Source organism: Candidatus Bathyarchaeia archaeon (genome assembly GCA_038882715.1).
GTDB lineage: Archaea > Thermoproteota > Bathyarchaeia > Bathyarchaeales > DTEX01 > DTEX01.
The window spans coordinates 150,040-164,033 of the sequence record JAVZNR010000001.1 but is presented as its reverse complement, the minus strand read 5'-3'; the positions used below and the strand labels follow the sequence as shown (position 1 = coordinate 164,033).

At 45.2% G+C, this 13,994-nt stretch carries 11 protein-coding genes; 5 read left to right on the top strand and 6 right to left on the bottom strand.

Annotated features, from left to right (window positions below; translation table 11 throughout):
• Positions 1–3 precede the first annotated feature (3 nt).
• Positions 4–1,527, bottom strand: a complete 1,524-nt coding sequence (locus QXR61_00840; protein MEM3756499.1) for an FGGY family carbohydrate kinase — start codon at positions 1,525–1,527, stop codon at positions 4–6.
• A 310-nt stretch (positions 1,528–1,837) separates the two neighbouring features.
• Between QXR61_00840 and QXR61_00835 the strand changes: the two genes are divergently transcribed.
• A complete protein-coding gene (locus QXR61_00835) occupies positions 1,838–2,335 on the top strand; it encodes a hypothetical protein (protein MEM3756498.1) in 498 nt (165 codons plus the stop codon).
• A 43-nt stretch (positions 2,336–2,378) separates the two neighbouring features.
• Here the strand turns inward: QXR61_00835 and rgy are convergent, their stop codons facing one another.
• A complete protein-coding gene (gene rgy / locus QXR61_00830; GenBank protein MEM3756497.1) occupies positions 2,379–5,933 on the bottom strand; it encodes a reverse gyrase in 3,555 nt (1,184 codons plus the stop codon).
• A 138-nt stretch (positions 5,934–6,071) separates the two neighbouring features.
• On the opposite strand from rgy, the gene QXR61_00825 reads away from it, so the two are divergent.
• Positions 6,072–6,785, top strand: a complete 714-nt coding sequence (locus QXR61_00825) for an ERCC4 domain-containing protein (protein ID MEM3756496.1) — start codon at positions 6,072–6,074, stop codon at positions 6,783–6,785.
• An 11-nt stretch (positions 6,786–6,796) separates the two neighbouring features.
• Here the strand turns inward: QXR61_00825 and QXR61_00820 are convergent, their stop codons facing one another.
• The 3 genes from QXR61_00820 to QXR61_00810 form a co-directional block, all read right to left on the bottom strand.
• The gene (locus QXR61_00820; GenBank protein ID MEM3756495.1) at positions 6,797–7,960 is read right to left on the bottom strand and encodes a uroporphyrinogen decarboxylase family protein; all 1,164 of its coding nucleotides are present in this window, start codon (positions 7,958–7,960) and stop codon (positions 6,797–6,799) included.
• 110 nt (positions 7,961–8,070) lie between these two features.
• Positions 8,071–9,519, bottom strand: coding sequence for an RtcB family protein (locus QXR61_00815; protein ID MEM3756494.1), 1,449 nt, complete (start codon positions 9,517–9,519; stop codon positions 8,071–8,073).
• Positions 9,520–9,617: 98 nt separating this feature from the next.
• The gene (locus tag QXR61_00810; GenBank protein MEM3756493.1) at positions 9,618–10,163 is read right to left on the bottom strand and encodes a nitroreductase family protein; all 546 of its coding nucleotides are present in this window, start codon (positions 10,161–10,163) and stop codon (positions 9,618–9,620) included.
• Between the two features lie 96 nt (positions 10,164–10,259).
• Here QXR61_00810 and QXR61_00805 point away from each other — a divergent pair, with 96 nt between their 5' ends.
• The 3 genes from QXR61_00805 (at position 10,260) to QXR61_00795 (ending at position 13,551) form a co-directional block, all read left to right on the top strand.
• The gene (locus QXR61_00805; protein MEM3756492.1) at positions 10,260–11,201 is read left to right on the top strand and encodes a homoserine kinase; all 942 of its coding nucleotides are present in this window, start codon (positions 10,260–10,262) and stop codon (positions 11,199–11,201) included.
• A 131-nt stretch (positions 11,202–11,332) separates the two neighbouring features.
• Complete coding sequence (locus tag QXR61_00800) at positions 11,333–12,334, top strand: aldo/keto reductase (GenBank protein ID MEM3756491.1); 1,002 nt, start codon at positions 11,333–11,335, stop codon at positions 12,332–12,334.
• Between the two features lie 26 nt (positions 12,335–12,360).
• On the top strand, positions 12,361–13,551 hold the full coding sequence (locus tag QXR61_00795) for a mandelate racemase/muconate lactonizing enzyme family protein (protein ID MEM3756490.1): 1,191 nt from the start codon (positions 12,361–12,363) through the stop codon (positions 13,549–13,551).
• Positions 13,552–13,571: 20 nt separating this feature from the next.
• On the opposite strand, the gene QXR61_00790 is transcribed toward QXR61_00795, so the two are convergent.
• Positions 13,572–13,970 (bottom strand): cupin domain-containing protein, encoded by a 399-nt coding sequence (locus tag QXR61_00790; GenBank protein ID MEM3756489.1) that lies wholly within the window; start codon positions 13,968–13,970, stop codon positions 13,572–13,574.
• Positions 13,971–13,994 lie beyond the last annotated feature (24 nt).

The following is a 13,994-nucleotide window of genomic DNA, read 5'->3' as shown; positions in this document are numbered from 1 at the left end:
CTCTCACTGTTCTATCGCCCCGTAGAGATGCTTCAAATCCTCTAGAGCTCTCAGGTATCTCTCAAATATTTTGTCTAAAACCTCGCTATTAGCGGGGGTCGGATGAAATATTTTTTCTTCGGTGAAGAAGCTTTTTCTTGCCTCGTCAATAGAGTCATAATGCCCTATTCCGACAAAGGATATTAACGCCGCGCCCAGCGTCGCCGCCTCCCTCTGGGCTGGAACTATAACGGGAAGCCTTACGGCATCAGCCCTCATCTGATTCCATAAATCATTTCTAGATCCTCCTCCAACCACTCTGATACAATCAACCTCCACATTCAGCGATTCAACTAGGTTTTTAAGAGCCTCCTTCATCTGAAACGTTAGGCCCTCAAAGACCGCGCGGATTATTTGGCTGCGAGTAGAATGCAACGTTAGGCCTAGAATCGACCCCATTGCACCATATTTTTTCAGGGGGCCGCTTTCCCTCACAAAGCTCGGTATGAAGATTAAGCCGCCAGAGCCAGGCGGAATCTTCTCCATTTCGCTGATTACAGCCTCATATTTTCTTTCGCCAATATCTCTGAAGAAATTCTGTAAAATCCATTCTACGACGGCGGACGCTATCATGAGAAACTGCGGGTTCCAAAGACCCTTCTCAACATCGGCTTCAATTATTAATCCTTCTTCAAAACCTTTCCTCGTCGGATTGAAAGAGTCAACTCTAATGCTGAGAATCTCCCATGTTCCACTTGAAAGGACAGGTTCGCCCGGCTTAGCACCGGAGCCAAATATTGCGAACTGCGTATCGTGACCGCAGACAATGATGGGCGTTTTGGGAGGTAAACCGCATTCTCTCCCAGCTTCCTCGGTCACGTACCCCAGTACTTCGCCGGGCTCCCTCCAATCTGGAAAGAACGATTCGTCTAAACCCGCAAGCTCAAGCATTCTACGCGACCAAGTTCTTTTTCCGAGATCCATAGCCATCATGGTGGACGCCGTCGTCGGATCTATGTGAAATGCTCCGGTCAGTCTATGAGCTATTAGACCCGGCATCATAAGCCACGTGTAAGCTTCCTTTAAGGCTTCAGGAACCTCCTTTTTAAGCCAAATAATCTTGAATAATGTGTTAAATGGAATTATTTGGTATCCAGTAATCTTGAATATTTCCCAAGCGCTAATGTGCTCGGTAATTTTGTTAGCTATATCCTTTGTTCTCGGACATTGCCAGGAAATAGGTGGGTAGACTAATTTTCCATCGCGCTTAACAGGTGCCCCATCAGCGCCCCAAGTTATTATCGTGGCGGCTTTAATTTTTCTCGGCTCAACCAGCTTTAAAACTTCACGGGAGACCATGCATATTTTGCGCCAAATATCTTCAAAATCCCAGATCAGCCATCCGGGTTTACCATTAGGCTGCTGGCATGGTCCGTTTGGAAGGCTTGAAAACGCTCGTATATTTCCAATAGAGTCAACGGCAACAGCTCTGATGTTGGTTGACCCGCAGTCAAAAACCAGAATATAACTTTCATCATTTGGGCGCATAAGCCAAACCACATCTCTTAGTCACGTTTAAGCAATTTATTTGGAAAAAGAGTAAATAGGTTTTTCTGAAGGTTTATTTTATCCGATTTTTCCTCTCTTTTCCCCTTTTTACATATTTATCTGCCGATTCAGCCTCTAAGAGAAATGCCTAAGTTACTCCTTATTTTATGGATCGCACCATTTTTTATGGGAGTTTTATACATTTATTGATGAAAAAATCTAATTTTTTATTCAATCAAGTTTTTAGGAAAATGTAAAAGCTATTAATCACAGTCTTTCAAATTTTATTTGGGGGAGTAAAAATCTGAGAGTGATGCAGGTCCCTAAGGTTTGGGATTTAATCAATCAGTTTAAGCGTAGATGTAGGCAAGTAGGGTGGTGGGTGTCGGAATACGAGGATATTGTGAATGCTAATGGGGAGTATCATGTTTTCTTCTGGGTTCGTAAGGTTCATCCTAAAACCTTTAAGAGCGTTATCGCCAAACATTGCGCTCCGATAAGAGAAGGCGTATCCTACCGAATAGTAAATGTCTCTTACATGGCTTGGATTTTCCAAGAGCCGATGCCTGAAAATTTAATGCTTATTATCATAGAGGATTCTCATACTTTGAGGAGCACTGCCCTCTATGATTTGAGCGGAGCATATGCTGGAAAACCAGTATGCCTAAGAATAAACGAAACCGAGAGTATAGTTTTCCGCGAATTTGAAAAGTTTCTAGAAACAGAGTATGGTCTCAATTTTGTGGAAAGACTGCCTCCTCCACCACCAGAGCACACGATTTTGGAGAAGGTGGATTTAAACGCTTAACGCTTAAAGTTTTATTGGGAACCGATGAGGAAGACGCCTACTTCTACTTACTTACTATGCTTCTTATCTCGTTCTCTATTGATTTAAGGACATCTTGATACCATACCTGCCCATTCTCTATAGCATCTATTGTTGCCTCGAGAGATCTAGTTAACTCTTCGGAGACCAGAGACCCAAAATTTTTAGTCAAGTAATCGTATACCGCTTTCCCAAGCTTTGTGTTAAATATTGCTCTGTTGTTTTCGATTATGTATCGCCTCTTCATCAATATATCAATTATTTTAGAGTATGTGCTTGGTCTCCCAATCCCCCTCTCTTTCATCAGCGATATTAAATCCCCTTCCCGAAGAGGTCTAACAGTTGATTCACGCCTAATTCTCATGTGCACAACTCTATATTCGCCTTCTTCAACCTCATTTTCAACTTTGATGATAGGATTAACAGCTAAGAAGCCCGGCTCAATAATTTTGACTATTCTGCTTTGCCTCACCGTGTTTGCATCAATCTTTAAGTCGAACTCCTGCACTAAGCATTTTGCCTCGCTCATCTGGCTAGCGATAAACCTCTTAAATATCATGTCGTATAGCTTCATGTGATCGGCTCCGATCTTCTGTGGTATCCTCAAAACACCTGACGTTAAGTAGAAGCGTAGTTGTTTAACGTTTAAAGGTTTAGTCGGCCTTATACACTCGTGTGCGCCTTCACTCTTATACTCTCTTGGCCTAAATAAGCCTGGGTGATTCTCCTCTATAAAGCGTCGCGCAACCTCTATGCCTGTTGTTGAGACTAATGTTGAATCAGTTCTGTGATAAGTTATGAGACCTGACTCGAAGAGGGATTGCGCCAACGCCATAGTGTAGCTAACTGTAAAACCTAGCTTCTGGGCAGCGTCCCTAAGCATGCTGTCGGTTGTGTAGGGCGGTTGAGGATAAAACCTATCTTCGCGGAAACCAATATTCTCAATTCTAGCTTTTAGCTCCCCCTCCTTAAATCTTCTTCTTAAGTCCTCAACGTTTTGCGGATTTACGAGCTTAACCGACAGCCCGTTTTCTAGTTCTATGTCGGCTACCGGAATCTTGTTTCTTAATTCATCAGACCGCTTTATAACCCAGCCCAAGACCGGCGTCTGTACTCGACCTGCTGAGAGAGTCATTATCTTAAATTGCTCCCAAAGCTTTCTACTGAGCTCGAAACCAATCCACCTATCTTCAATCCTTCTAACAACCTGAGCTTGCACATAGGGTAGCTTAACGGATCTAGGCTCCGATAAAGCTCTTCTCAGAGCTTTCCGCGTCACCTCATGAAACTCAAGCCTCTCAATGTTTCCGCAGTATGGTTTAACGACAACATAAATATCGTAACCTATCTTCTCCCCCTCAGCATCCGGGTCTGTCGCAATAAACACTTTGTTAACTTCTATGGCTAGTCTTCGAAGCAGGTTTACAACATCTTTCTTTGAACGTATGTTTCTAGACTTGCATACTGGGCATTCATCATGGTCGGTGAACTGTTCGCCACAGTTATTACATCTTCTTATATCCGTGTACACGGGCACATAGTGTTCGCCATCCTTTAGAACTCCATGAAAGCCACCCTCCGTAGTTAGATCAAATATGTGTCCTCCAGAGGCAATAACGTTTAAGATTAATTGTCCGCTCGCAACCTCGTAAACCGTGAACCCATCTAAAACTCTCTTCGCTGGTTTACCGAAGAAGTAGGCTATCGTTCTAGCTTTGGTCGGCGACTCAACGACTATGAGCGCGGATCTAATGATGTCGACAGCGTCTATGGTAAATTTACCTTCACGAATCTTCCTGATCATCTCTCTGTCCGCATCGACTTGCCTAAACTCGTCTAGAGCTTTCTCTAGATCGTATTTTTCGAACTCTTCATCGGTTGCCAGCTGAATTCTTTTGCTTAATCCATGAAAAGCCTTCTTGTCATCAACTACGACTATGGATACGCCTCGGCTTATACCCATGGCATAAAATCTTGACGCTCTGCCTGACGCCTGCACGTAACCAGCGACATCGGGCATGAATAAAACATATTCCTTTCCCTCAATCTTTACGTCAACGTCAAGCCTCTCAATTACCTTCTTTAAATCTGCATCCTCCATTATTTTAACCAGAAGCTTCCTCGCTTCCTTCACAACTCTCTGAACATAGCCTGGAAATCCACCCAGCTCAATGTTCTTCTCATCAGCCTCCCTAATCCTATCAATTATATCTTTGCTAACGGGAACTATTTTGGAAAGAGCTGACATAACAGGGGCTACTTCTCGAGAAAACTTTTCTTCAAAGAAAGGCGACAGAGCTTTAAGAAGAGTGAGAATCTTCTGTGGACTACACTCGTCAACCTTAACCCTTATCTCCCTCCTCGGCACTCCGGCAAAGACAACATACCTGATCGTTTCCGGCAGATCCAGCCCTCGAGCTAGCGGGCTCCTGTTGCTTGCGACCCCGGCTAGCACGGTGTATTCGCCGTTCACAAATTTCTCCAACATTCTTGGGCTCATTCTCTCATAGACGAATGAGCTTATTCCAGCCTCCCTCAACGCTGCGGTTATCTCTCTAGCGTAATCTAGACCTCTAACCTGCGGAACGAAAACTAGGCAGCCGGGGCCATGTCTCTTAATTATCTCTACGACCTCTTCTTTAACATCTTTTTCAGGTTCAATATAGAGGTTCGCTATATTCCTGACAAACTCGGGGCTAAAGCCCGGTTCAAAACCAAATAGTCGCCTAAATATTTTTATGCGTTTAGTCCTCTTTCCCCTTAATGTCGCTCCTGAGACTACAAGAACTTTGTCACGTTTCGCTTCGGGTGAACGTGCCAACGTAGTGTTTTCGGCCCTCTCAACATCTTCGGGCGTGAACCCCATTAGGAAAACAACTTTATCTATGTTTTTTGGGGATTTTAGGAATGAGTCGACGTCGTCGACGAATATGAAGTCGAAGGATACTTCCTTGATTATATCGAACCTATTATAAAGGAAGCGGTCTGTTGTTATGAGTATGGAGAAGTCTCGGTTTATGATACGGTTTATAACCTCCTCAGTCTCCTTCTTCCGCATACCGGAATAATAGCCTATGACCGTTAAACTAGCTCCTTCCAACTCATATAGTTTCTGCAAGAAGCCTGAAACCCTATCTAATAAATGTTTAACTAGCAAGCTTGTTGGCACAATAATATAACTCTTCTTACCCTTCATTGCCAGAAAAAGAGCCATAATTAAACCGAAATGGGTCTTACCAATGCCTGTTGGGGCAACTATTGAGGAGCTTCGCCCCATCAAAACCCTTTTCGCCCAAACCTCCTGTAGAGCCCATGGTCTGGAGCCAATAAGAAGCCTAAAGAACTCTGAGAATCTTTTGAGCTCAAAATCGATCTCTAAAACCCTAGTGTACTCGCCAACCTGCCCCCTCTTAACCAGCTCCAAATAAATTTTCTCTTTATCGGCACCAGTTATTGGTGTAGGTAAACATCTGCTACAGACCCCTAAATTCAGCAATTCTAGATCGCTAATATCCCCTCCACAATTGGGGCACATCCCGCGGTATATTGCCTTTAAGCCTTCAAGTGTAACCTTCATCATGCCAGATACTCAGCCGATTTTGGCTTGCTATGCTTAAATCAATATTATTTTTCCTAAAAGGTATTTAAATAGGAAGAATGAAATAAAGTTTCAGTATCTAATGAGTTAATGCTGAAGAGATGCATGGGATTAAAGAGGATGTCTGGGTCAGAGAGCCTTTTACCATATATTAGAGGGAGCGGATCAGAGCAGCCGATAATAGTAGTTGATAGTAGAGAAGCGAGCTCGGCGCCTAAAATAGTTAAGGGCTTAAAGGAGCTTGGTGCGCTGATAAGGATTGAAGCCCTTGATAAAGGGGACTATGTGATCTCCGATGAATGCGCCTTTGAAAGGAAGACCGTGCGGGACTTTGTCTACACGCTTACCCATAGACATCTTTTTGAGCAGCTCTTTCTCTTGAAAGAAGCCTACCCGAAACCGTTCATATTGATTGAGGGCTATTTTCCAATAATATATAAGTTTAGCAGGATTAATCCCTCTTCAGTATGGGGAGCCATATTTGCCCTAGCGAAAAACGGCATAAACATGGTTCATACAACAAGCTACAAGGAAACAATAGACTTCCTCTACACGTCAGCCAAGCAGGAGCAGTTTGCGGAAAAAAGAACGCTAGTTATACACCCAGTAAAAAAGACGGAGACTCTGGCTGAAGCGCAAATATACTTCCTATCCAGCCTCCCAAACATAGGGAGGGAGAAGGCTGTGGATCTGCTAAAAATTTATAAAACACCATTTAACGCGCTGGCTAACGTTGAGCGCTGGCCAAAAGACGTTTATGGTTTCGGTCCAAAGACCACAAAGAGGATAAAAGAGGTCTTGCATACGGTCTACAAGGAGGAGAAGGAAGAGTAGGGGCTAGACGGTTAGTTTTCGTATTCCCCATACTCTTTTACAATTTTATAAGCATAATTCAAGTTTTCGGGGGGAGTTTTAGGCGCAACGTTATTTCCCTCTCCAAAAATAAACTTTTTCCCCTTAGTGACTTTTGAACCTATTATCCTGAACGTTTCCTCCCTTATCCTGCTCTTCGGCCCTTCTAGAAGGGTTAATATGTTTAGGTTCCCCCTTATGATCACGTCTTCGCCTAGAATCTCCCTAGCCCTTTCAAGGTTCAGCGGGAAACCTGTATCTAAAAATCTTATGTTAAGCTCTTCCTTAAGAGTTTTTAAATGCTGCTCGACGGCGCCACATAAATGTATTCCCGGTCTTCCGACGCAAAATGTTTTAACTATTTCTTTATGTAGGGGGAGGACAAGGCTCCTATACAGCCTAGGCGAAAGTAGCTGAATTGAGTCATCGGCGAACATGAAACCTTCGTATGGGAAAGATTTGCCGAGAAGCCTATGCCAAGCCCTCATTCTCTCTATTAGAGCGTCGGTTATAAACCATAAAAACTTCTCAACGAAGCATTGATCGGAACACAGTACCCTGAGAATCTCTCCACCAGTTATGTTAACGGCTATAGTAAACGGTCCATCTGTGCCTATCGGTGCGCCGACTTCCCCGATAGGGACGCCTTTAAACGTGAGGCCCTCCTTCTTTTTCTCTAGAAAATACTCGTAGAACCTTCTAACTTTACACATGAACCCGGAGAATGGGTCAGGTACGCCTTTTTCCATAAATCTCCTCATTTCTTCTTTATTTTTTAGGAAGGGGCTTATGTCCGGAACATTGGTTGAAGTGTAGAAGATGGGGGCTCCAAGCCACGCTGACTCATAGACGTTCTGAAAGTTTACGGCTATATCCCATTTGCTCGGCAACCCCATTTCCCAATCGCACCAAACGTTATGTCTCCTCCAATACTCAAACTCCAATAACACTTTTAACATGACGTCAGGCTTATCGAAAACGTCCATGAAGCTATAGCCCCAGACGTTTAAGGATGGATCTAGAAGAATCATTTTATAGTTCATCGACCACATGGTTGGTATTCTACGCGGTTTTCCGTGCTCAAATTCTTTCCAAAGCTCTCTAACCTCGACGTTATGCTCCTCGTAAATCGACGAATCGTTTAACTCGGCTTCCATAAATTCACCTCTAATTAGGCTTACTGGTTAAACTCCGCTTTTAAATATTTAACCGAAAGGGAAAAGAAATTATGGTGTTATAGCTCCCTAATCTCTCTGAGAGCCTAACCTTAACCTTTAACGACAGCTATCGGGACAAGCCTAGCCACAAAGGTTGCTATGCCAACAGCGTTACTTACCTCAGCAACCCTATCAACGTTCTTATACGCTGGATCAGCCTCCTCGGCTAGGACCGTCATGCTTGCAGCCCTAACAACTATACCCCGGCTCTCAAGCTGCCTCCTTATCTCTCCACCAGTAAAGCGTCTAGTTGCGGCTGCGCGGCTAAGCATTCTCCCCGCTCCATGAGCGGTTGAGCCGAAGGTTAACTCCATAGCTCTAGGCGTGCCAACTAAAACCCAAGAGCTCGTGCCCATAGATCCAGGTATTATAACCGGTTGACCGAGGCTGCGGTAATCTGCCGGGACATCTTTATGTCCAGGCGGAAAGGCTCTTGTCGCCCCTTTCCTATGAACCCAAACCTTCACAGTTTTACCGTCAACAGTATGCTCTTCAATTTTAGCAATATTGTGGGCAACATCATATACCGTACATAGTCCAAGCTTATCCGCCGATGACTTAAACACTTGCTCAAAGCTCTGTCTAACCCAGTGAGTAATCATGTGCCTATTGGCAAAAGCATAATTCACAGCGCATGCCATAGCCTGATAGTAGTCTTGGGCTTCTGGGCTGGGCCCGGGGGCGCATGCCAGCTCCCTGTCAGGCAGTTCTATGTGGTATTTGTGTACGGCTCTCTCCATAACCCGTAGATAATCTGAACATATTTGATGACCATACCCGCGGGAACCGGTATGGATCATCACTGTAACCTGCCCTTCATGGGTTATCCCAAGCGCCTTGGCAACCTTCTCATTGAATATTCTGTCAACCTTCTGTATTTCCAGAAAGTGGTTTCCTGAGCCAAGCGTTCCGAGCTCGGGGGCCCCTCTCCTCTTAGCGGTGCTTGAAACCTTCTCTGGGTTTGCGCCAGGCATGCATCCTCGTTCCTCGCAATGCTCGATGTCTTCCGGCCAACCATAGCCCTTGTCTACAAGGTATGGTATGCCCTCCCTTGTTATCTTGTCAAGCTCATTCATGGAAACCGTGAAGTCTTTTCTGTGGCTGCCGAGCCCGCTTGGAACATTGTGGAATATCACTGTCGCCAACTCGCTCAGCTTCGGCCTAACATCTTTCTCTGAAAAGTTCGTCGCTAGGAGCCTTACACCGCAATTAATGTCGTAGCCCACGCCGCCCGGGCTTATTACGCCCTCCTCATAATCGGTTGCTGCGACACCACCTATTGGGAAGCCATAACCTTCATGTCCGTCTGGTAGTGTTATGGAGTACTTGTATATGCCGGGTAAGTGGGCTACATTAGCGCATTGCTCTAAAGTTTTATCCGTCTTCATTTTCTCAAGTAAATCTTCATCCGCGAAGACTACTCCCGGAACCCGCATGCCGGATCTGTACTTGGGTATGCGCCAAATATATTTATCAATCCTCTCCAGAGGAACGCTCATTCGAAACACCGTCTTTTGAATGATTAAATAATTTTGACTAATATAAACGTGCTGGCACCACGGCACGAAAAGATTTCTGTAACAGATATTAGGGCAGTTTAAAGCGGTTTCTCTGAAATCACCGGCTCTTTAATCTCCCTCTGAACACCATATTTCTCCCAATGCACCTTTCGGCTCAATTTTTCTCTTTTCCCAGAAGGCTTCTCAGCCGGGTAGCCGAGCGCCACCGTGCATAGAACCCTTAAATTCTCCGGTATACCTAAAAGCTTCTTTATGGGCTCTTCATAAGGGGTGTCTGCAACACTCATCCAACATGTTCCTAAGCCCTGTGCGTACGCTGCCAGAAGCATGTTTTGTATAGCTGCACCTAAATCTTCACGCCAGAAACTTGATTTGGAGGGGTCTCCAAGAACAGCTATGACTACAGGGGACTCGGCCATAAATCTTCCCCATCTATGAATCTCAGCCATTCTTCTTCTGGTCTCTTGGTCAGTCACGACGATAAAGTTCCAGTGTTGCGAGTTATGTGCTGATGGAGCCCATGTGGCCGCGTATAGGCACTTAATGAGTTTTTCTTCTTCGACGGGCTTACTTAAGTATCTTCTTACGCTACGCCTACCTAAAAAAGCCTCAAATACATCCATTAACCTCCATCACCTCCTACTATTAAACTGAGAGTGAGCGATTAAACTTTAATATTAGACTTATCCTCAAAAATATTTTTACTCTGGTGATAAACCTTGGAGTTCACAATTGTTGAAGCCATAGCTCCAGCCACCTCGGCAAATTTAGGCGCTGGCTTCGATGTGTTTGGAGTGGCGCTAGACATGCTCTTCGACAGAGTCATCGTCGAAAGGATGTCAGACGAAGTTGTTAAGATCGAGGTTTATGGAGAGGGGTCTAAGGAGATACCGGTTAAACCTGAGATGAATACTGCCGGAGTAGTCGCGCTGGAAATGCTGAAGTATTCGAGGGAAAAATGCGGCTTAAATATGAGGATTTATAAGGGTATAAGGCCTGGAAGTGGGCTTGGCAGCAGTGCCGCTAGCGCGGCTGCAGCAGCCGTAGCCGTAAACGATCTTTTAGGCTTAAATTTAAGCCCCCTTCAGCTCATAGAGACCGCTGCTCTGGGCGAATCAGCTTCGGCTGGGGCGCCCCACGCCGATAATGTTTCTGCAGCGATCCTAGGAGACTTCATACTGGTAACTTCTAGGAGACCGCTGGACGTTTTAAATTTAAAATTGCCGCCGAACGCCGAGTTCGCTGTTGTTCTGCCAGAAATAAGAGTCGACACTAGGCTCGCAAGATCTGTTCTGCCGAGCAAGATCAGCCTTTCGAGCATGGTGCATAATGTTGGGCGCGCCGCAACTTTTGTGGCCGGAATAGCGCTGAGAAGCGTTGAAATCATGGGTAAAGGCATGATTGACGCGGTTGTTGAGCCGGCTAGGGCTCACTTGATTCCGGGGTTAAGCAGCGTTAAGGACAGAGCCTTAAAGTCAGGGGCTGCAGGGGTAGCTATAAGCGGGGCGGGCCCCTCGGTAATAGCACTTGTAGACTCGGAGAAAAACAGCGTTGAGGAGGTTGCGTTGGCAATGAAGGAGGCGTTTGAGGAGGTAGGCGTAAAAAGCATGTCCTTCTGCGCTAAACCGGGACAGGGGGCAAAAATAGTTAGGCGAGAATAATAGGCTAATGTTTTCTCAGCCTTTATCTCTATGAAGGAAAAATGTTGATGAAAAGCTCCTGGGACAACGCGTGTTTCCCATTACATTTATTTAGTTTACAGTTTTCCTAAAGTATAGAGGGGTTTAGAATCATGAAGTATAGGGTTTTAGGGAGAACGGGATTAACGGTTTCAGAGATAGGTCTTGGCGGACACGAGTACAGACGTCCTCTTCCAACAACTCTTCTCAGGTGGGGGGAGATAGATATGGAGAAGCTTATGGCGACGCAGCCGATGCGAAACGAGATCGTTAAGAGGGCTGTAGAGGCTGGCATAAACTATTTTGATACGACGCAGATGGAGGAGGTTATATCGCTGGGTAACGCTCTAAAATCCCTTGGGGTCAATAGGGAAAAGATACACATTGCCGCCATGATAGTCTTTCCATTCAGGAAGATGAGCGAGAACCCCCGATCCAAGTGGAGAGACATTCTCATGGATGAAATAGAGAAGATTCTAAACAACTTGAACACAAAATACGTCGACGTCTTTAATTTGCATTTCCCCGAGGACTTTTACTCGAGGGAAAAATTTAGCGTTTACATGAGTGTCGTCAATGAGGCCAGAGAGGAGGAGAAGGTGAGGTGGATTGGCGCGTCGAGTCATGAGCCCAAGTTCTTAGCTGAGCTTATAAGGAAGCATGATTGCTTCGATGTTGTTATGGTGAGATATAATTATCATTTGCAGGAGACTAGGGATGTTCTTTTCCCGCTTTGCAGGGCAATGGAGATTGGAGTAGTCGCAATGAAGCCTTTCTGCTGGCCCTACTACGGAATACCTTTCATGAGGTTTGGACCGGTTAAAGGTGAGGAGAGAAGCCCATATACACCCGCCCAGCTATGTTTAAAGTGGATTCTTAGGTCTCCAGAGATCTCAACCGTTGTGCCTTCGGTCAATAACTTAAGCGAGCTGGAGGAAAATATAGCTGCAATATCAAAGGATGAAAAAGTAGATGAGGAAATACTGAGGGAATACTTAAAGATAGCTACTGGTCCGGAGGCAAAAGAGAGGCTTCAAAAAATGACAAGCGATCCTGATATTGATATAAGATTCTTTGCTGAGAGGGCTTTAAGGGAAATGGAGCAAGATAATTAATTGTCTTTTCTTCGGGCGGTGAAAAGTTGAAAATAACTGATATTAAGGTGGCCATTCTCAGAGGGAACTTCTGCTGGCCCTTAATAAGGGTTGAAACAGATGAGGGGATTGATGGTTTAGGTGAAGCCCGAGATTACTCTCCAGCACAGCACCACACTATACCCTTAAAAGAGCAGATCCTTCGCCTAAAGAAGGTTCTTATTGGCGAAGACCCAACAAACATAGAGCGGATTTTCAGAAAAATAATAGTATACGGCGCGGAGGGGCGTTTCGGCGGCGCTGTAAGTGGGGTTGAAATAGCGTTGTGGGATATTCTGGGCAAGTCCCTTGGAGCCCCGGTCTACAAGCTTATAGGCGGCAGGTTTAGGGAGAAGGTTAGAATTTACTGCGACTGTCACGCTGGAAGAGCCATAGCGGACGCGTCAAGAGACTATTTATTTGAGGGGTTTGAGGAATTTTATACGCCTGAAGCGTACGCTGAGGCTGCTAGAAGGATCAAAGCCATGGGTTTCACCATACTGAAGTTTGATCTCCACCCACATTATGCTGGTAAAGACGCGCTGATTGGCAGGATCCCGACCAATAAAGCGATTAAATATGAGAGATCGGTGGTTGAGGCGTTAAGAAAAGCCTTGGGGGACGAGTTTCCGCTAGCCCTAGACGCCTATCAAGGCGGCACTATAGAGGGGGCTATCAGATTTGGTAAGGCCGTTGAACCATACGGATTACTTTGGATAGAGGATATAATGGACTGGAGAGATGTGAAGGGGCTTAAGATCGTTAGCAGAGCGCTTAGAACCCCAATATTGACTGGAGAGGACATATATACCGTGGCGGGTTTTAGACCCCTTATTGAGGAAAGAGCCATAGATATAGCTGCCCCAGACATGTTGACCTGCGGCGGGATAATGGAGACAAAAAAGGTTGGGTGGCTGGCGGATCTTCATGGAATATCCATAGCCCCTCACAACGCCGCCTCACCAGTAGCTACAATCGCTAATGTTCACGCCGCGGCAGCCATGCCTGAAAACCTAATAGCTGTCGAGTTTCACGCGGTCGCGGTGCCTTGGTGGGAGGATCTAGTGGACGGCATCAGCAAACCAATAATAAAAGACGGATATATATCTGTCCCCGAGGGCCCCGGGCTTGGAATAGAGCTGAACGAGAAGGTTGCGAGAAAGAATTTAATGGAAGGAGAAAAATTCTTTGAGGAATGATTAGCCCATAATTCTTAATTCTATCTTTGTCTCTTCGCTATCCATGGCCTAAATATGTTTGCGCCGACACAGAATATCTCAGTCTCTTCGTTACTGTTGTTGATGAAGCCGTGAGGTACGTCGCTTGGCAGATATATGCAGTCGCCGGCTTTAACCTCAGCTTTCTCGTCGCCTACAAGGATTATCCCAGAACCCTTAACTAAATAATATATTTGCTCATGATCCTTGTGGACATGGGGTTTTATTTCAACCTTAGGCGGCACAGTGGTTATCCAGCATTTCCACATGGTTTGGAGACATTCGCTCTCAGGATCCTTATTTGAGCTATCATCTAAGCTCGCGCAGAAAAGATCACGGTAAATTGCTTCACCATGTTTTGGCACGGGAGCAACTTTATCCTTGCTCTGGATCTTTATCATGATCTCACCGCAAATAATTGGTGA

Excerpts from the sequence above, each read along its gene's own strand:
- QXR61_00840 (MEM3756499.1), bottom strand. The coding sequence starts at position 1,527 with ATGCGCCCAAATGATGAAAGTTATATTCTGGTTTTTGACTGCGGGTCA.
- rgy (MEM3756497.1), bottom strand. The coding sequence starts at position 5,933 with ATGATGAAGGTTACACTTGAAGGCTTAAAGGCAATATACCGCGGGATG.
- QXR61_00825 (MEM3756496.1), top strand. The coding sequence starts at position 6,072 with ATGTCTGGGTCAGAGAGCCTTTTACCATATATTAGAGGGAGCGGATCA.
- QXR61_00820 (MEM3756495.1), bottom strand. The coding sequence starts at position 7,960 with ATGGAAGCCGAGTTAAACGATTCGTCGATTTACGAGGAGCATAACGTC.
- QXR61_00815 (MEM3756494.1), bottom strand. The coding sequence starts at position 9,519 with ATGAGCGTTCCTCTGGAGAGGATTGATAAATATATTTGGCGCATACCC.
- QXR61_00810 (MEM3756493.1), bottom strand. The coding sequence starts at position 10,163 with ATGGATGTATTTGAGGCTTTTTTAGGTAGGCGTAGCGTAAGAAGATAC.
- QXR61_00800 (MEM3756491.1), top strand. The coding sequence starts at position 11,333 with ATGAAGTATAGGGTTTTAGGGAGAACGGGATTAACGGTTTCAGAGATA.
- QXR61_00790 (MEM3756489.1), bottom strand. The coding sequence starts at position 13,970 with ATGATAAAGATCCAGAGCAAGGATAAAGTTGCTCCCGTGCCAAAACAT.